Raw genomic sequence first — 17,341 nt, 5'->3', positions numbered from 1 at the left:
GTGCTTCGGGCCCGTCGCCCCCCGAGTCTCTCGGTCCGGCTCAACCCTTGTGGGCTTGTGCGGAGGACGCGATGTCCGCGTTCTCGTCCTCACCGCCCGCGGCGCCATCCGCGCCGTAGGAGAGGACGACGGGGCGACCGCCCTCGTTGAGGTACACGTAGTCGTTCTGCCACGGGTCCTTGGGGAGTTGCTCCAGGACCCGGCTCTCCACGAGCGCGCCGAGCCCCGCACTCGTGTCCGGGAAGCGTCCGGTCTTCGTGTAGTGGAGCTTGAGCGCGGTCTCGATGTTCTTGATGTCCAACGAGGCCCTGTCTTCCTTCGCCTCTCCCAGCATGGGCATGACGGCGACGCCGACCGCCGCGGCGATGAGCCCGAGGATGGTGATGACCACCATGATTTCAATGAGCGTCATGCCGCGACGGTGACGCCGGTACTGCCTGGACTTGTTCCGGTTCATGACTGTTCTTCACCTCATGTGACGTTCTGGCAGGGGCGCTTTCGTCGCGTGCGTCGCCATGTCGTTCCAGCGTCTGGCTTCACGCGCAGCGCTGCCCCGTGGCCCTTCTCCGACCACCGGAGAGAGGAGCCACGGGGAGGCCAGTGCAGACCTCGTGCCTGCATGAGGTTCACCCTGCAAGGGGCCACTGTCGGCGATACCTCCAGGCCGAGGGCTCCCACGCAGGGGTTCGGCGGCAACTCAGTTCTTCGGCGCGGGCGCCGCCGCGGGCTTCGACGCCTCCGCGATGCGCTTCACCACGTCATCGACGATGTCGTTCGGGATGGGGATGGACAGGTTGTACTGGGCGATCTTCCAGGTGGCGCCGTCCTTCACCAGCACGCCGCTGCCACGGCTGGGCCCCAGGTTCGGCGTGTCGAGCACCTCGTCGAACCAGGCCACCTTGCCGTCCTTGGACAGGGTGATGTGGCGCGAGGTGGCCTTGAAGGTCCACGCCTTGCCTTTCGAGAAGTAGGGCCTGGCCCACGCGCGGAACTCGTCGCGCGTCCAGCGCTCGGTGGCGTCGGTGCCCAGGTAGACGGCGTCGGGGGTGAAGTACTTGAAGTAGCGCGCCTCGTCCGCCTGGGCGGCGGCCAGGTGCCAGTCATCCAGCACCGTGGTGATGCCGGCCTTCGGGTCAGCGGCCTTGCCCGTCACGGGGGCGGCGGCGAGCACGAACAACAACAGGGAGACAGTGGACACGCGAAGCGACCTCGTCGAAGAGAAGTTCGCGGTATGAAGCGGCACGGCCCACCCCCGGGTCAAGCGCACCCGGGCTGGCCAGAAAGGTGTGAGTCGCGTGGTCCTCGAGAGCTTCCAGGTCGGTGAGGGGGATGTGCCCACGGTGCTGCTGCACGGCTTCCTGGGCACGGGGCGCAACCTGCGCTCGCTGGCGACGGCGTGGAGCGCGGCGGACCCTCGGCGCCGCTTCCTCCTCCCGGACCTGACCGGCCATGGCGCCTCCCCTGTCCCGCCGCCCAGCTCGGACCTCTTCAGCGTGGCGCGCGACGTGGTGGACACCGCGCGGGCCCAGGGCTTCAGCGGCGCGCTCCACTGGGTGGGCCACTCGCTCGGAGGCCGCGTGTCGCTCGCCGCCAGCCTCCACGTCCCGGAGGCGGTCGCCCACGTCTCGCTGCTCGACATCGCGCCGGGCCCCGTGCCGTACGACCTGTCCGACAGCGGCATGGTGCTGGGCCTCCTCCTCCAGGCGCCGCCGCGCGCGCCCAACCGCAAGGACATGCGCGCCGAGCTCACCTCGCGTGGACTGTCCGACCATCTGGCCGACTGGCTGGTGATGAACCTGATGCCAGAGGGAGAAGGGGTGCGCTGGCGCTTCGACCGGCAGGCGCTCGCGGAGCTGCACTCGCGCGTCAACGGCACGGACCTGTGGGCCGCGGTGGAGCGTCCGGACCGTCCGCCCATGCGCGCTGTCCGAGGAGGCCGCTCGCGCTACGTCTCCGACGCCGAGGCCGCGCGCCTGGAGGCCGCTGGTTGCCCGGTGACGACGTTCCCCAACGCCGGCCACTTCGTCCACGTGGACTCGGCCAAGGAACTGCTGGAGTGGCTCCTGCGCGAGTGAGGCCCTGCTCGAAGCCAGGGCCGCGAGGAGGCGACATGTGGAGCACACACCCGGCACTCAACGATGATGCCCGCGCATTGCTGGCGACTCGCCGGGGGATTCTCCATGTGGCTCCGCAGAGCACTACCGCTGCTCGTGATGATGTGTATCCCCGGCTGTGCGACGAGCCGGGTCGTGCGGCTGGAGACGGTGCACGGCTCCGTGACGCTCACCCCGTACGAAGACGTCGGCGGTGAGGTCGAAGAAGCCAGAATCGACGACGCTGAGTTCGAGGAGTCACTGGCGGCGCTGGCCCGGGACGTTCCGCCCTTCCGCCATCCCATGAAGGAGGCACGGGAGCTCTTCGGCGTGCCCACACGCAGCGGTGTGTACCGGTACGAGCGCGGCCCATCACGGCTCATTCCCCAGTCCCAGGAGGATGGGGCGGGCCCCCACCTGCTCGAGTCCTATGCGGACGACGAGCTGACGCGCGCCTATGGCCAGTGGTGCGAACGACGTGACCAGCCCGGAGACTGCTTACGTCTGCTCGATGAAGGCCCTCTATTGGCCAGCGATGGCAAGTACACGCTGGCGCTGGCCATCGCCCTCGGCTCCGTATGGGAAGCGTCGCTGGAGTCCCTCGATGACATGACGGACCCGAGCGCGGTCATGGCCACCCTCACCTCCGCGGTGACCATGTACCTGCTGCTCTGGGCGCTCCCCGAGCCCGTGTCCAAGGGCGTCGCGGCCACGTTGACGGCCCTCGCCATCGCCTATCTCGGCGTGGACACGGTGTGGAGCCTGCTGGATGGATGGCTGACGCTGGTCCGCGCGGTCGACCAGGCCAGGACCTTCGAGCAGCTCCACTCGGCCGGCGAGGCCTACGGCGAAGTCCTCGGGGAGAACTCAGCACGCGTCTTCTTGATGTTGGCCACGGCCGCCATCGGCAACACGGCCGGGCTCGCGGCGAAGGCCCCTCGACTCCCAGGTTCGGCGCAGGCAGCCCTCGCCGTGGAGACCCAGGCCGGCTTCCAATATGCGGCGGTGGGAAGCGTCCGGTCCATCGCGCTCACTTCGGAGGGATTCACCGTCGCACTCGCGCCGAATGCGCTGGCCATGGCGAACCAGGGCATGGGCAAGCCCCACAAGCATCACATCGCCACGAACAAGAACGACGTCTCCACGGCGCGAGGAGGACCTTGGACGCCACGATTCCGAGAGCTCTTCACCCGCGCCGGGATGGAACTCAAGGACCCGGAGAACATCGTCAAGGTCGCAGGCCATAAAGGCCCCCATCCCATGCGTTATCACAAGCAGATCGACGAGCGACTGAGGCAGGCTTTGTCAGGATGTCGAACCGTGGTGGATTGTCGCAAGGCACTCACCAGCGAGCTGCGCAAACTCGCCCAGGAAGCACAGACGCCCGGGACACGACTCCATAAGCTTCTGACGCAGGGCTAGTGTGATAGCTAGAGCATCCGTCATGCCGAACCCACCGCGCTACTTCAGGCTCAGCGAAGACGTCCAAGGCGGGAACTGGTACCTGGGAGACCCCTCGGGCGAGACGGGTCAGGAGGTCGAGGACATCTGGGCCTTCGCGATGGGACAGCCCATCCCGCCTCCAGGCCGTCTGACGTTTCCCATCAGAGAGCCTGGACGACGATTGGACTTCTGTATGGCAGGCGTCGGGAGCGCGCCCATCGTCCATGTCCGCGTGGCCCACCTCTTCGCGGAGCTGGCGCCCGACGACGTTCAGCTCTTCCCCGTCGATGTCGAAGGCGCTCCAGAGCAGTACGTCATGCTCGTGGCCACCAAGCTCATCCGCTGCATCGACGACCAGGCCACCGAAGAGGTCCTCTACTGGAAGCCGGAGGATGAACGTCCGGACAAGCTCGGCCAGTACCGCAGTGTCTTCGGCATGCGAATCGACTCGACGAAAGTGGGCGGAGCCAAGGTGTTCCGCACCTGGGGATGGACCATCGCCCTCATCGTCTCCGAGGACCTCAAGGTGGCCCTGGAGCAGGCCAAGGTCGCCGGGGCCGCGTTCGAGGAGGTCTGACTCGCGTCAGATGCGCACGCCCAGGAACAGGCCGGGCCACATGCGCGTGCCGGAGGCCCCTCGGCCCGTCTGCCACTGCGGCATCCACGTCACGTCCTCGTCCGGGTCCTCTTCGGGCGGCTTGTAGGCGTTCAGCGACAACCCGCCGAACACCGCGAAGCGCCGCTTGAGCTCCCAGCCGAAGCTCGCGCGCAGCCGATACAGGTTGTTCGGCATCCCCTCCTCGAACAACTGCGGCGTCCACCCGCCCAGCGAGAGGTCCAGGTCCACGTAGTAGCGGTCCGCCGCCCCCACCGGCAGGTGCACCCCCACGCCCAACGACTTGAAGGTCCGCCACGAATCCTTCCACGGCGACACCCCCGCGCTCGCAATCACATGCACCGTGCGGCTGCCGTACTTCACTCCCACCGACAACGGAGAGACCTCGTCCGCCCAGATTTCGAACGCGATGCGCCCCTTGCGCACCAGGCTCAACAAGCCGATGGGCACCGACACGTCATCCGCGATGTTGATGAGCCCCAGCTGCACCCCCTTCACGTTCCCCGCCACGTTGATGAAGCCCACCTGCGCGCCCGACACACTGCCCGCCAGGTTGAAGAGCCCCACCTGCGCTCCCGTCAGCCGCTCCACCATGTTGACGCCCACCGCGAGCTGCGAGCCCTGCATCTGCTCGTCCGCGCGGTTGCCCACCACTGAGAGCTGCAGCCCACTGAACGCCCGCTCCGAGTAGTTCACCACCGCCGCCATCTGCGCCCCCGTCGCCCCGCCGAAGGCCAGGTTGCCACCCACCGCCAGCTGGAGCCCCAACACCTCGCCCCCCGTCACGTTGGCGATGCCCGCCACCTGCGCCCCCTCCATCGTCCCATCCACCCACCCCAACCCTCCCGCCACCCCCACCCCACGCAACTGGAACGAGCGCACCGCCAGCCCCCCCAACGCCAGGTGGTTGAGCCCACCCCCACCCCACAGCGACGTCGTCGACAGCGGAGGCACCAGCGACAGGTTCACCGGCACCGACGGCAAATCCTCCCGCGCACCCGAGGACTCCCGCGCGAGCGGCACATCCGTCACCACGCCCCCACGCGACACCGTGCGCGTCAGCGTCACCGGGACGAAGTCCCCCACCCGCAGCTGCGCGCCCCCCTTCACCCCCACCACCAGCTCCGCCTCGAAGCGCTGCGACGGACGCTCCAACGTGACGTGGTAGCGCCCCGGCTCCAACCCCAACGACAGCCTGCGCCCCAACGGCTTCCGCAGCTCGGCCACCAACTGGTTGCCCCAGTCGCGCACGAACAGCCGCCCGTGCACCTCCTCGGCAATCCCCAGACGCGCGCTCGAGCCGCGCAGGTCCGTCATCACCAACTCGCCACTGCCCGCCAGCTGGATGTCATAGGCGGCGTGCTGCGGTCCACCCTGCGAGCGCTCCGTGCGCGCCAGCGTCTCGTGGAACGCGAACTGATACGCCTCGTGCAACGTGACGCGCCCGTCCCCGGACGTGTCCGCCGCCCCGCGCAGCCCCGTCACCAGGAAGTGCGTGAAGAACGACGCGCCGATGGTGTCCGACTCCTGCGCCACCTCGTCCGCGGAGCTGGAGGCCAGGTACGCATGCCCCCGCACCTGCGCGGACGCGTCCGTGAGGAACGAGGGCCGCCTGAGCCCACCCTTGTAGCGCGTGAGCGCGCCCGAGCCACACGAGTCCAGGATGGCGATGCGCACGTCCACCGGCACGCGGGACATCCGCTTGCGCAAATCGTCGTAGGAGACGCGCTCGCCGCGCGGCAACAGCCCGTCCGCGTCCGAGTGGCCCGAGTAGTACACCACCAGCTCGCGCCGGAGCCCCGGCACGGCGGCGGCCTCCACCAGCGTCACGAGCCGCTCGAGCGCGGCCAGCAACGCGCCCCGGTCCGCCTCCAGCAACAGCACCTGGTCGGCCGAGGCCACGCCGCCCAGCTCCTGCAGCACCCGCGACATCGCCAGGGCATCCGAGCCCGCGTAGCGCAAGCGCTCGCGCCCCGGGCCGCCCTCACTGGAGCCCGCGATGAGCGCGAAGCGGCGCAACGTGGCGTCGGGCGCCTCGTCACGACGGGCCGCGTGGGCCTCACGCGTCCACACGCCCAGCACCCACATGGCCAACACGCAGGCCACGCGTCCCCACCGGCGCGCTGTGCTCCCACTCATCATCCGCGTCCCACTTCCGCTCCAGCTCCGGCCCGGCCTCGCGCGAGCACCGGGCATACCCCGGATGGCTGCCCCCTTGCGAGCCATCCGCTACCACGTCACGGCGTCCAGCGCGCCCGACGGACGAGCCAGGAGCTGCCTCCCCGCCCGTCTCGCACCACCGCCCAGAAGGTGACCTCCTGTGCCACCCCGTCCTTCTCCGGCGGCTCCCACTCCGTGCGGTGGCGGCCCGGCTGCCCGTTGAACTCCACGCTCTCCGTCTCCTCCACGGAGAACTTCCCCAACGTCGCGTGCCAGGTGATGGCCCAGGACTCCTTGAGCTGCACCGCCTCCTTGCGGAACCCCGGCACCACGTACGACTCCTCGAGCGCGGAGATGTCATTGGCGCGCACCACGAAGGGCCCCGGCCCCTTGAGCTCGGGCAGCGCCTCCGCGTCCCACGCCGCGTCGTCCAGCGTGAGCCCCTGCAGCCGAGGCTGCTGGTTGGGCGCCATGCCCGGCACCAGCGGACACGTGAAGACCATCAGCTTCTGCGCGTAGACGCCCTCCTCGCCCGCGGTGACGTGCAGCACCAGCGGCATGCGCAGGCCCCCGAAGCCCTGGTACGGGTCCGCCTCGCGCACCGCGTCCAGCAAGAGCGTCCCGTCCGCGAGCTGCGAGGCGCCCGGCCGGATGGGCAGCACCAGCTCGCCCGCCGTCGTGGTGCCCCGCGCCAGCTCCACGCGCTTCGACGCGTCCTCGCAGAGCGAGTCCTCCGGGTCCGCGCAGGCCGTCAGCGTGTAGGCGATGGAGCGCCCCTGCCCCAACGGGTCCACCAGCAGCGCCCGGTAGGACACCTGCTCGGTGAGCACCTCCAGCGCCTCCGCGGTGGGCTCGCACGTCGGAGCCATCAGCTCCGGACGCTCCACGGCGATACCCAGCACGCGCAGGTCGCGCACGTGGGACGAGTGGTCATCCGGGTCGACGCAGGCCACCGCGCCCAGCGCCATCAACAACAGTCCGCCACACTTGAACCAGGTCCCCATGGTCAGAAGCTCCCTTTCACGCCCAGCACGGGGAGGATGGGGATGCCGGGAATCTCCATCTCCTTGCGGTAGCGGTAGTCGTTGAAGACGAACTCGACGTTCTCCGCGTTGTAGAGGTTCTGGACGTCCAGGTAGAGCGCGAGCGTCCAGTTGTCGAAGCGCCAGCCCTTCTCCACGCGCACGTCGAGCTGATGGAAGCTCGAGGCCCGCCCGGAGAGATAGCGCCCGTACGACGGCGAGTAGTTGTTCGAGTCCGAGTTGTAGATGTCATGCGGGTGCACCAGGGGCGTCACCGGACGGCCGGTGGTGAGGCGGAAGCGCCCGCCCAGCTCCCAGCCGTTGCCGAGCACGTAGTTGGCCACCAGCGTGAGGATGTGGGTCTGGTCCCAGGGGCTGGGGCCGTAGGTCTCCTCGCCCACGCCCGGCAGGCCGTCGCCGCCCAGGGGGCCCTCGGCGCGGGGCTTGGGGCCCGCGCGGCCGTCCTCGGCGTGGCTGAGGGTGTACGACAGCCAGCCGTACCACTTGTCGGTGGCGGAGGCGCGCTCCTTCTTCACCATCAACTCCACGCCGTACGCCTTGCCGATGCCCATGTTGACGAAGCGGTCCTGGACGAAGCTGCCGTTGTCCGAGGGGCGCACGTCACCCGGAGACACCACGTTCTCGAAGCGGCGGTTGAAGAAGCCCGTGACGTCCACGTTCCACACGTCGCTGAGGCGCTGCTCCACGCCGAGGCTGGACTGGAAGGCGCGCTGGTAGCCGAGCAGCGGGTTGCCGTACGGGGCGAAGACGAACTGGAAGGTGTCCGCCGGCTGGCTGTAGAGGCCGAGCGAGCCCTTGAAGGCGGTGCGCTCGCTGAACCCGTAGCGGACCCACAGGCGCGGGTCCAACAGGAAGTTGCGCGTGCCGCCCACCTTCTGGAAGTTGCCGCGCACGCCCGGCGTGATGGTGACGGGGCCGAGCTTCAGGTCCGCCTCCGCGAAGAGCGCGCCGTCGAAGCCGTTGATGGTGCGCTTCTCGTAGATGAGCTCCGAGACGGGCTCCGAGCCCGGGAAGGGCACGTACTCGGCCCCGCCCACGGAGGGGGCCTGCACGTCGATCTTCACGTGGTCGAAGTAGACGTCCAGACCCGTGCGCACGGTGAGCAGCGAGGAGACGTCCAGGGCCATCACCTCGCGCGCGCCCAGCGAGTAGATGGTGTCGTCCTCGATGTAGTTGCCGAAGGAGATGTCGAAGTAGTCCACGCCCACGTACGGCGTGAAGACGGAGCTGAAGTTGCCCTTGCGGTACGTCCAGTCGCCCTTCACGCGGTGGAAGCGCGTGTGCGTGTTCAGCTCGATGTCCGCGGAGGACTCCTCGCCGCCGGTGACCAGGCGCAGCTTGTCGTCACTGCCGAAGGCCATGACGTAGCCGGTGCTGCGCGCCGCGCCGGGCTCCGGGGTGGAGCCGCGCGGGGCGCCGAAGTCCAGCCGGAGCTGGTAGTCCCAGTACACCGGGACGATGGAGAGCGTGGTGCCCTCGTCCTTGGGAAGCACCGCGGGGAGGATGGTGTCGATGTACGAGCGCCTGGCGGACGCCGCCACGCTGATGCCGTCGGTGATGGGCGCCTCGAGGAAGAAGCCCGCGTCGAGCAGGTCCACCTTCACCGAGCCGTGCACCGTGTCCGCCGCGCCCTTGCGCGTCGTCACGTCCACCACGCCGCCCACCGCGCGGCCGTACTGGCTGCCGTAGCCGCCCGGGAAGAAGTCGAGCGAGTCGATGAACTCGGCGTTCACCACCGACGGGCCGCCGAGCAGGTGGAAGAGGTTGGGGATGCGCACCCCGTCCATCAGCGTCGCCGTCTGGCCCGGGTTGGAGCCGCGCACCAGCAGGTCCCCCGAGATGAACGGCGCGCGCGCGACACCGGGCAGCGTCTGGAGGACGCGGATGGGGTCACCGAAGGTGCCCGGCGTCTTCTGCGCCTCCTCGCGTGTCACCGTGCGGCGGACCACCTCCTTCTTCGGGCGGTCCGAGCGCACCACCGTCTCGAAGGCGCTCCCGGCCGGGGCCAGGTAGAAGTTCACCTCCGTGGTCTCGTTCGCCTTCAGCGTCTCCTTCGTCTGGTAGAGCTGGTAGCCGGAGGCGACGACGCGCACCGCGCACTCCCCCGGGGGCACCTCGAGGGTAAAGCGGCCGTCCGCGTCCGACACGGCCTCCGCCGCGTCCGCGTCGTCGCCACAGCGCACGGTGGCGCCGGCCACGCGCGAGCGGCTGCCGCGCGAGATGAGCTGACCGGTGAGGACGGCCTTGGGCTGCTCGGGCTCCTCGGTGGCGGCGCCCTCGGCGGGGGCCTTCGGGGTGAGGGTGAAGTGGTAGACGTACTCGACCTGCACGGGCGCGGGCACGCCGTCGACCTCGGCGGGCGAGAAGCGGAACTGGCGCACGGCGGCGAGCGCGGCCTCGTCAAAGCCATGGCCCGCGGGCTCGGTGGGCTGCACGTCGGAGACGCTGCCGTCCTCGGCGATGGTGATGATGAGGCGCACCGAGGCGGTGAGGCCCTGCGCGAGCGCCTCCGGCGGATACACGGCCTCCACGGGCTGCACCAGCGCGGGCGGCCTGGTGATTTGAGGCTGGGCCGCGGCTTGCGCGCCCGGGGCCGGAGGCGTGGGCGCCTGGGCGAGCACCGGAGTCGCCACCCACAGGGAGGCGGCGGCGAGCGCGGCGCGGGCATTCACATTCGAGGACATAGGTCTTTCAGGAGCGGGGACGTGGAGACGGCGTGTGGGCTCCCGCCGGCAAAGGGACGGAGTGAGGGTGTGCTGGAGGAGTCGGCGGGCAGTTCCGGGCCGTGGATGTGGATGAGGCCCACCGATGCATCTCCTCGCTCCGGCCCTCTCCCAGCGGGAGCGGGGGTTCAGTCGAGCAGGAAGGTATAGGCGTACTTCATCTCCGTGGACACGGCCTCGCCGCCCTTGAAGGCGGGACGGAAGCGGAAGCGGAGGATGGCGTTGCGCGCGGCCTCCTCCAGTCCGTGCCCCGGCCCGTTGAGCACGCGCGCATTCACCACGCGGCCCTCCGGGTCGATGGTGATGGACAGCGTCACCGTGCCCTCGACGCCCAGCCGGCGCGCCTCCTCGGGATAGGGGACCTTCACCTCGCTGGCGAGCTGCGGCTCACGGTCCACCTGGTAGATGGGCGTGTACTTCGGCGCGCTGTAGGCCTTCACCTCTTGCGGCGCCTTGGCCTTGTCGGCGGTGCGGCCGTAGAGCGTGTTGCCCACCGGGGCCGCGAAGCCTCCGGCGCTGGTGGTGGAGGACAGGGACATGCCCACCACCAGGGGCGCGGGCTTCGCGCTCGGCGGCGGCGTCTCGTTGGGCGGCGGCGGGGCCTCCGTGGGCGGAGGCGGCAGGGGCCTGGGGGCCTGGGCCACCTTCACCGGCGGGGGCTTCACGCGCACCTTGGGCGGCGGGGGCGGCTCGGGCTTGGGCTCCTCCTTCACCTCGGGCGGCGGAGGCGGCGGCTTCGTCACCTCCACCATCACCAACTCCACGGGCCGCTGCGGCGCGGCGCGCTCGGGAGGACGGGTGTGCAGCACCACCAACCCCAACCCGTGCAGCGCGAGCGAGCCCGCGACGAACCCCACGAACAACCCGTTGCCGCCCCGGCGGGGCAACACGAACTCACTGTCGAGCGCGCTCGTACTCATGGCCTTCACGTCAGCCCCGCGGCGCGGGCGCGGCGTCCTTCTCGATGTTGAGGGCGAACTTGGCGATGCCCTGGCCCTTCACCGTGTCGATGAGGCGCATCACCTGGCCGTACGCGATGGTCTGGTCGGCGCTGATGATGGCGCGCGTGTCCTTGTCCTTGGCCACCGCCTCCGCGACCTTGGCGGACAGCTCCGGCTCGGTGACGAGCGCGCCGTCGAAGTAGAGCTTGCCCTCCTTGTCGAGCACCACGTTGACCAGGCCCTGCACCGTCTCGCCGCCGTTGGCCGCGCGGGGCAGGTCCACCTCCACCGTCTCGCGGACGATGAAGTTCGCCGTCACCATGAAGATGATGAGCAGCACCAGCACCACGTCCACCAGCGGCGTGACGTTGATGCCCGTGATTTCCTCTTCGTTCTCCTGCGCGCCTCCGGCCATGGCTAGCGGGCCTCCGCGCGCAGGCTGCCGACCAGGGCGTGGCCCAGGGCGTTGGCGCGACTGGTGAGCGTCTTGAGCTGACGGTTGAAGATGTTGAAGGCGACGACGGCGGGAATCGCGACGGCCAGGCCCACCGCCGTGGCGACGAGCGCCTCCGAGATTCCGCCCATCACCGTCTGCTGGATGGCCGCGCCCTTCACGTTGCTGGCGCCCAAATCATTGAAGGCCTTGATGATGCCGAGCACCGTGCCGAACAGGCCGATGAACGGGGCGTTGTTGCCCAGCGTGCCCAGGAAGGAGAGGAAGCGCTCGTACTGGGGCCGCTCGCGGGCCATGGTGGAGGCGATGACCTGCTCCACGGTGTCGGCGCCTTGCTCGCTGGAGGCCAGGCCCTCGCGGATGATGGCCGCCTCCATGCCGCGCTTGCCCTGGATGGCCACGCGCACCGCCTCGTGCTCGCCGCGCGCCAGCCGCACCGCCAGCGCCTCCGAGTCCGCCAGCCGGTACCGGGCGAAGTACACCGCGCGCTCCAGCATGATGCCGATGGACAGCACCGACAGGCACACCAGGATCCAGAGCACCCACTCGGCGGAGGTGAGCGTGAAGCCGAGCAGCTTGCTGCTGAGCCACCCGAGGTTCTCCGCATGAGCCTGGGCGATGACCGCGATGGACGACATGGTGTTCCTTCCCCTCGTGAAATGCGTTGGCGCGACTGGAACACCGGGGGCGCCAGGAAGTGTCACCCGGTCGATTCACGGTGGATCTGAACCCCTGTGCGTGGGTGTAGGCCCCAGGGCAGGCGACCCTCGACGGGCCGTTCCTGCGAGGTGAGAATGCGGGCCATGCAAGGCAAGTGCGTGGTCGTGACGGGTGCCTCCATGGGCATCGGCGAGGAGCTGTCGGTGGCGCTGGCGGCGCGGGGCGCGAACCTGGTGCTGGCGGCCAGGAGCGAGGAGGCGCTCCAGCGGGTGAAGCAGCGGTGCGAGGCGGCGGGGGGCAAGGCCGTGGCGGTGGCCACGGACGTGGGGGACCCGGAGGCGTGCCGGCGGATGGTGGAGAAGGCGGTGGAGGCCTTCGGCGGCGTGGACGTGCTCGTCAACAACGCGGGCATTTCCATGGACGCGAAGTTCGAGGACGTCACGGACCTGGGCATCTTCGAGCGGCTGATGCGCATCAACTACCTGGGCGCGGTGTACTGCACGCACGCGGCGCTGCCCTATCTGAAGGCGCGGCGTGGGTTGTTGGTGGCGATTTCGTCCCTGACGGGGAAGACGGGCGTGCCCACGCGCACCGGCTACGCGGCGAGCAAGCACGCGATGCACGGGTTCTTCGACTCGCTGCGCGTGGAGCTGATGGGCACGGGGGTGGATGTCACGGTGGTGTGTCCCGGCTTCGTGTCCACCAACGTGCGCGCCAACGCGCTGGGCAAGGACGGCAAGCCGCTCCAGGTGAGCGCCCATGACGAGAGCGAGGGCAACAACATGGACGTGGCCACCTGCGTGGCCATCATCCTGCGCGCCATGGACCAGCGCGAGCGCGAGGTGGTGATGACCACCAAGGGCAAGGTGGGTCAGTACCTCAAGCTGTTCACCCCGGGCCTCTTGGACCGCATCGTGTTCAAGACCATCCAGGACCGGCGGCGGTAGGGCGCGCGGGCCCCGGTCCACCGTGACGGCGGTGGACCGGGAGGCCGTCCGTGGCTAGCAGCCGCAGATGCGCTTGCGCGTGGTGGTACAGGCGCCGTTCGCGTCACAACAGGTCGTGGTGAGGATCGCGAACCGGTCGAGCGCTCCCAGCTCGCACCGTCCCACGTTGCACGTGCCCCAGGTCTCCGTGCACGTCACCGCGGCCTGGGACACCTGACCCTCGGAGAGGTCCTCGGAGAGCGCCTCCTCCTCCGGGACAGGGCCACCACAGCCAACGACAGACAGCGCCACCGCGCACATCAGCCATCGCAGGTTCTTCATCGTGTCTCCCGTGCCGTCCGCATCCGTGCGGACGTCAGACATTACGAACCCATACTCGGGGTATTGCAAGGCGTCCGCGGCCTGGGGCATCACAGTCCGGCTGAAGACCTCTGTCCCGTGCGAAATCGCAGGCCGGCTGACGTACTGACTTCCTCTTCAGGCCCGCGATAGAGCGTTCACGTTCACGAGATGAGGCCTGGACCATGAATGCATCACGTCGGGGCCTGTGCGCCCTGTTGCTCTGCTCCCTCGGACTGGCCTGTGGCGAGGCCAACATCATGAAGGACCCGCCCGATGTCGTGGATTCGGGCACACAGCCACCGGACGGGGGCGGGCCTGATGCCGGTCCGGGTGATGCCGGTGCTCCAGACTCGAGGACTCCGGATGCGGGGGTTCCGGACGCGGGCGGGCCCGACTCCGCGCCCATCACGAGCGCCCGGGTCTTCTTCTCCGGACACAGCCTGCTCGACAACCCCATGCCCGACCACTTCGCGGACATCGCCGCGAGCAAGGGCAAGGACTCCAAGTGGAACCAGCAGAATGTGATTGGTTCACCCATCCGGGTGCGGACCTGGGGCAACGGGGGCTGGGAGGGGTATCGCAGCGGGAAGAACCGCGAGGGCTCCGGCATGGACGTGGTGCAGGAGCTCTTGTCCCCCCGGACGCTGGGCACGGGCGAGAAGTACGACACCCTGCTCATCACCGAGCGGCACGACCTGCTGGGCACCATCGAGTGGGAGAACACCATCGGCTATCTGCGGCACTTCCATGACCGGTTGATTGCCGGCAACCCGCGGGCCGTCACGTATTTCTATCACACGTGGTTGGACATCGATAAAGCCAACCCCTCGCGGTGGATTGCCTATGAGAAGAACGCGCGGGTCGCGTGGGAGTGTGTGTCTTCGAAGGTGAACCTCACGCTGCAGGCCGAGGGGCGGGCGGACCGCGTGCGTGCGCTTCCGGGTGGCGCGGCGCTGGTGGACCTGGTGGAGCGGGTCATCGCGGGCGAGGTGCCGGGCATCACGGGGACGACGTCGCAGCGGCTCAACGTGCTCTTCAGCGACAACGTCCACCTGACGAACCTGGGCGCGTACTTCATGGCCGCGGTCCACCATGCCTCCGTGTTCCGGTCCTCGCCCGAGGGGGCCGCGGGGCCCGCGGGTGCGAACGCGGCCACGGTGCAGGCGCTCCAGCGCATCGCGTGGAACTTCGTGAGCGCGTACTACGCGCAGCCGAGCGCGGGCGAGCGGACGATGGCGGACTGCCGCACGCGCATCCCGGCGGAGGTATGTCCGGGCTTCTGGGAGTCTCGGGGGGAGCCGGGGAACACCGCGGGCTGCCAGCGGTACTTCGGCAACGCGAATCCGGGCCAGGGGGGCAATCCGTTCGTCTGGCCGGACCCGAACTGGCAGCCGCTGCCGGCGCCGTAGGCGGGGCGCGGGAGCGTCATCCCGCGAGCTCGGCGCCACGGGTGGCTTCGAGGCGCATCGCGTCCTGCGCCTCGAGCTGCTTCTTGAGCCAGGTGCTCTCCTCGAAGGACTGGCTCTGCATGGAGCGCTCGACGGCCTGCGTCTCCCGGTACTCCCGGGCCTCGGAGGTCATCGTCCACTGGGTCTGCAGGCCCATCTCGTCGACGACCTGTCGGATGTCACGGAGCGCGACCCGGAAGAACTCCTTGCGGGGATTGACCTTGTTGACCTGGGCCCGGACGAAGCGCTTGTGCAGCTCGCGCTCGAGGGAGGGGGCGTCCTCGCTGTGGATGAGGGCGTGCACGTCGAACTCGAAGGGCACGCTCGCATCCCCCAGCTCCCGGATGCGGTCCAGCGGCTCCAGCCGGCGGGTGAGCCCGACCTTGAAGACGTCCTCGCCGAAGGAGCCGATGTTGGAGATGACGTAGACATGGCCTGTCTTCGTCTGCTGGGCCATGGAGAGGGCTCGCTTGTTCTTCTCCTCCGCCTCCTGGAGCTTCAGGGCGAGCTCGGCGAGCTTCTCCTCGTATCTGGCCTTCTGCGCGTCCCCCGCCTTCTCGAACTCGCTCCGGGCCTTCTCCATCGCCTTGCGAAGGACGTCTTCTTCCTTCTCGGCCTCCCGCTGGGCGCGCTCGAATTCCCGCTGGGCCTTCTCCTCCTCGCGGATGCGCTCCTTGATGAGCCGCTGCTCCTCGCGCTCCTTCAGCTTCAGCTCGTTGACCACCACGGCCCACTTGAGCTCATCGAGGCGTACGTTCAGGTAGTCCAGCTGGATTCGTGCCTCCCGGAAGGCCTGCCCGTTGTGGTTCACGACGCTGAAGGCGTCGCGCACCTTCTGTGAGAGCGTGCCGTGGTTGTCGTGGCGGACGTCCGCGAGGATGGAGTCCACCTTGCCATTGAAGGCGTCGAGGACGAACTCGATGGCGGTGGCGCGGCGGTGGGCCTCCGCGTAGTTGCAGGTGGCCGCCTTGCCCGTGCGAATCATCGAGCGCATCTTCTCGCGGGAGGCCTTGAGCCTGGCACCGGCGTCGGTGAAGCCGAACTGCTCTGCCAGTTCGTCGAGCACGCCCTGGGTGGGTTCAAGGTAGCGGTCTCCGTATCCCTCGATGATGTTGCGCATCGCCGTGGCGGTCTGTTCCAGCTGCTTCGATTTCTGGATGGCCGTGAAGGCCTCGCCGGCGATCTCCTGGGCGCGCTTGTTCGCGGATTCGATGAGCCGACTGGCCTCGCGGCTCGCATCCGCGAGGGAGCCTTCGGCACGCATGCGAATCTCCGAGGCATCCGCGTCGGCACGGCTCCGCAGGGAAGCGGCTTCCGCTGAAGCGCTGGCCAGGACCTCGGCGGCGCTCTTCTCGGCTTCGTCTCGCAGCGTCGCCACGTGGGCTTCCACGTCGATGATGGCCTGGTACTTCTCGAGCACGCGATTGCGCTCACGCAGGGCGGAGAGCTGCCGCTCACCCTCATCCTTCACCGAGCGAAGTGTCGCCTCCGCATCCTTCTTCAGCCCGACGAGGACGGAGAGCGCGATGAACTCCGCGAACGCCACCGCCAGGAGCAGCAGACACCACCCGGTCATACAGGGGCCCCCTTCCAGCAATGAGTCACGCCAGCATCGAGCGGAGCCTCATCACCAGCCATACCACCCGAGGGGTAGAGACAGAGAGCGGGTGGCAGGTCCTTCGGGGACCTGCTGGAATGAGGACGCCAGGAAGACCTCCTCCATGCCGACTCCCCATCGATACTTCAGGCTCAACGAAGCCGTGCAGGCAGGGAACTGGTACCTGGGGACCCCGTTGGATGAGCGCGGGCACGAGTTGGAAGACCTCCGGGAGTTCACGTCGGGGCGCGCCGCCCATCCGAGGGGCCGACTGACGATTCCTGTGTTGCCCTCATTGTCTCCGAGGACATCAAAACGGCCCTGGAGCGAGCGAACGTCACGGGCGCCGAGTTCGAAGAGGTCTGACCTCGCTCCAGGACCGCCGTCGACTCACGGCCCGTCGAGCACCGCCAGCATCCGTGGCAGCACGTCGTAGAACGCGTAGTTCCAGCAGCTGAAGTTGTGGCCCCCGTCACAACCGAACGGCTTCTGTCCCGGCAACGGCCGGCCATACATCTCGCAGTGATGCGGCCCCCCGCCGCGTTCAGCGCAGGGTGGAAGCGGTCCGTCGCCGCCCCCGACACGCGCCGCCGTCCCTGTGATTCACAATGCCCAGTCAAATACCAAACCCTGCCCTGAACTTCGCAATCGCCTCGACAAGACTGGCGCACGGCTCCGACCGCTCCTCGGGCGCGCTCTCACTCATGAGCTCGAGAAACTGCCGCTCATGACCGTCCCCTCCTCGCATCCTGTCCGCGCTCTGCACCACGAACCCGCCACCCGGAATCAACTCCAGGCAGCGGTAGACAATCACATCCCCGTCACCCATGCGCTCATACACGTCATGACGCAGATACAGAGACGCCCGCATACT

15 protein-coding genes are annotated in these 17,341 nt (G+C 68.8%); 5 read left to right on the top strand and 10 right to left on the bottom strand.

The window, feature by feature from the left end:
* Positions 1–40: 40 nt before the first annotated feature.
* Positions 41–457 (bottom strand): type II secretion system protein GspG, encoded by a 417-nt coding sequence (locus AC6JA9_RS04615; protein ID WP_497959149.1) that lies wholly within the window; start codon positions 455–457, stop codon positions 41–43.
* Positions 458–697: 240 nt separating this feature from the next.
* On the bottom strand, positions 698–1,198 hold the full coding sequence (locus AC6JA9_RS04610; protein WP_408888178.1) for a nuclear transport factor 2 family protein: 501 nt from the start codon (positions 1,196–1,198) through the stop codon (positions 698–700).
* Positions 1,199–1,295: 97 nt separating this feature from the next.
* On the opposite strand from AC6JA9_RS04610, the gene AC6JA9_RS04605 reads away from it, so the two are divergent.
* From AC6JA9_RS04605 to AC6JA9_RS04595, 3 genes are all read left to right on the top strand, one after another.
* On the top strand, positions 1,296–2,075 hold the full coding sequence (locus tag AC6JA9_RS04605; protein WP_497959148.1) for an alpha/beta fold hydrolase: 780 nt from the start codon (positions 1,296–1,298) through the stop codon (positions 2,073–2,075).
* A 105-nt stretch (positions 2,076–2,180) separates the two neighbouring features.
* Positions 2,181–3,515, top strand: coding sequence for an AHH domain-containing protein (locus AC6JA9_RS04600; RefSeq protein ID WP_497959147.1), 1,335 nt, complete (start codon positions 2,181–2,183; stop codon positions 3,513–3,515).
* A gap of 22 nt (positions 3,516–3,537) precedes the next feature.
* Positions 3,538–4,113 (top strand): imm11 family protein, encoded by a 576-nt coding sequence (locus tag AC6JA9_RS04595; RefSeq protein WP_497959146.1) that lies wholly within the window; start codon positions 3,538–3,540, stop codon positions 4,111–4,113.
* Between the two features lie 6 nt (positions 4,114–4,119).
* On the opposite strand, the gene AC6JA9_RS04590 is transcribed toward AC6JA9_RS04595, so the two are convergent.
* From AC6JA9_RS04590 to AC6JA9_RS04565, 6 genes are all read right to left on the bottom strand, one after another.
* A complete protein-coding gene (locus tag AC6JA9_RS04590; protein WP_497959145.1) occupies positions 4,120–6,294 on the bottom strand; it encodes a caspase family protein in 2,175 nt (724 codons plus the stop codon).
* Positions 6,295–6,389: 95 nt separating this feature from the next.
* Positions 6,390–7,316 (bottom strand): hypothetical protein, encoded by a 927-nt coding sequence (locus AC6JA9_RS04585; RefSeq protein WP_497959144.1) that lies wholly within the window; start codon positions 7,314–7,316, stop codon positions 6,390–6,392.
* 2 nt (positions 7,317–7,318) lie between these two features.
* Positions 7,319–10,039, bottom strand: a complete 2,721-nt coding sequence (locus AC6JA9_RS04580; RefSeq protein ID WP_497959143.1) for a TonB-dependent receptor — start codon at positions 10,037–10,039, stop codon at positions 7,319–7,321.
* A gap of 167 nt (positions 10,040–10,206) precedes the next feature.
* On the bottom strand, positions 10,207–10,998 hold the full coding sequence (locus tag AC6JA9_RS04575) for an energy transducer TonB (RefSeq protein ID WP_223745887.1): 792 nt from the start codon (positions 10,996–10,998) through the stop codon (positions 10,207–10,209).
* 10 nt (positions 10,999–11,008) lie between these two features.
* The gene (locus AC6JA9_RS04570; protein ID WP_141333083.1) at positions 11,009–11,434 is read right to left on the bottom strand and encodes an ExbD/TolR family protein; all 426 of its coding nucleotides are present in this window, start codon (positions 11,432–11,434) and stop codon (positions 11,009–11,011) included.
* A 2-nt stretch (positions 11,435–11,436) separates the two neighbouring features.
* Positions 11,437–12,111 carry a MotA/TolQ/ExbB proton channel family protein gene (locus tag AC6JA9_RS04565; protein ID WP_046710965.1) on the bottom strand — a complete coding sequence of 225 codons (675 nt, stop codon included), beginning with the start codon at positions 12,109–12,111 and terminating at the stop codon, positions 11,437–11,439.
* Between the two features lie 156 nt (positions 12,112–12,267).
* Here AC6JA9_RS04565 and AC6JA9_RS04560 point away from each other — a divergent pair, with 156 nt between their 5' ends.
* Positions 12,268–13,080: an SDR family oxidoreductase gene (locus tag AC6JA9_RS04560; protein WP_223745886.1), complete on the top strand. Its 813-nt coding sequence runs from the start codon at positions 12,268–12,270 to the stop codon at positions 13,078–13,080.
* A gap of 54 nt (positions 13,081–13,134) precedes the next feature.
* On the opposite strand, the gene AC6JA9_RS04555 is transcribed toward AC6JA9_RS04560, so the two are convergent.
* Complete coding sequence (locus AC6JA9_RS04555) at positions 13,135–13,443, bottom strand: hypothetical protein (protein ID WP_497959142.1); 309 nt, start codon at positions 13,441–13,443, stop codon at positions 13,135–13,137.
* 161 nt (positions 13,444–13,604) lie between these two features.
* Between AC6JA9_RS04555 and AC6JA9_RS04550 the strand changes: the two genes are divergently transcribed.
* Positions 13,605–14,831 (top strand): hypothetical protein, encoded by a 1,227-nt coding sequence (locus tag AC6JA9_RS04550; RefSeq protein WP_497959141.1) that lies wholly within the window; start codon positions 13,605–13,607, stop codon positions 14,829–14,831.
* A gap of 16 nt (positions 14,832–14,847) precedes the next feature.
* On the opposite strand, the gene AC6JA9_RS04545 is transcribed toward AC6JA9_RS04550, so the two are convergent.
* Positions 14,848–16,446, bottom strand: a complete 1,599-nt coding sequence (locus AC6JA9_RS04545; protein WP_497959140.1) for an SNIPE associated domain-containing protein — start codon at positions 16,444–16,446, stop codon at positions 14,848–14,850.
* Positions 16,447–17,341 lie beyond the last annotated feature (895 nt).

It is taken from the genome of Myxococcus sp. MH1, assembly GCF_059738865.1.
Note: the sequence above shows the minus strand (reverse complement) of the source record. Positions and strands in the feature narration are given on the sequence as shown.

Coding starts and splice junctions, on each gene's coding strand:
- AC6JA9_RS04615 (WP_497959149.1), bottom strand. CDS start 457: ATGAACCGGAACAAGTCCAGGCAGTACCGGCGTCACCGTCGCGGCATG.
- AC6JA9_RS04600 (WP_497959147.1), top strand. CDS start 2,181: ATGTGGCTCCGCAGAGCACTACCGCTGCTCGTGATGATGTGTATCCCC.
- AC6JA9_RS04595 (WP_497959146.1), top strand. CDS start 3,538: ATGCCGAACCCACCGCGCTACTTCAGGCTCAGCGAAGACGTCCAAGGC.
- AC6JA9_RS04590 (WP_497959145.1), bottom strand. CDS start 6,294: ATGATGAGTGGGAGCACAGCGCGCCGGTGGGGACGCGTGGCCTGCGTG.
- AC6JA9_RS04585 (WP_497959144.1), bottom strand. CDS start 7,316: ATGGGGACCTGGTTCAAGTGTGGCGGACTGTTGTTGATGGCGCTGGGC.
- AC6JA9_RS04580 (WP_497959143.1), bottom strand. CDS start 10,039: ATGTCCTCGAATGTGAATGCCCGCGCCGCGCTCGCCGCCGCCTCCCTG.
- AC6JA9_RS04575 (WP_223745887.1), bottom strand. CDS start 10,998: ATGAGTACGAGCGCGCTCGACAGTGAGTTCGTGTTGCCCCGCCGGGGC.
- AC6JA9_RS04570 (WP_141333083.1), bottom strand. CDS start 11,434: ATGGCCGGAGGCGCGCAGGAGAACGAAGAGGAAATCACGGGCATCAAC.
- AC6JA9_RS04565 (WP_046710965.1), bottom strand. CDS start 12,111: ATGTCGTCCATCGCGGTCATCGCCCAGGCTCATGCGGAGAACCTCGGG.
- AC6JA9_RS04560 (WP_223745886.1), top strand. CDS start 12,268: ATGCGGGCCATGCAAGGCAAGTGCGTGGTCGTGACGGGTGCCTCCATG.
- AC6JA9_RS04555 (WP_497959142.1), bottom strand. CDS start 13,443: ATGTCTGACGTCCGCACGGATGCGGACGGCACGGGAGACACGATGAAG.
- AC6JA9_RS04550 (WP_497959141.1), top strand. CDS start 13,605: ATGAATGCATCACGTCGGGGCCTGTGCGCCCTGTTGCTCTGCTCCCTC.
- AC6JA9_RS04545 (WP_497959140.1), bottom strand. CDS start 16,446: ATGACCGGGTGGTGTCTGCTGCTCCTGGCGGTGGCGTTCGCGGAGTTC.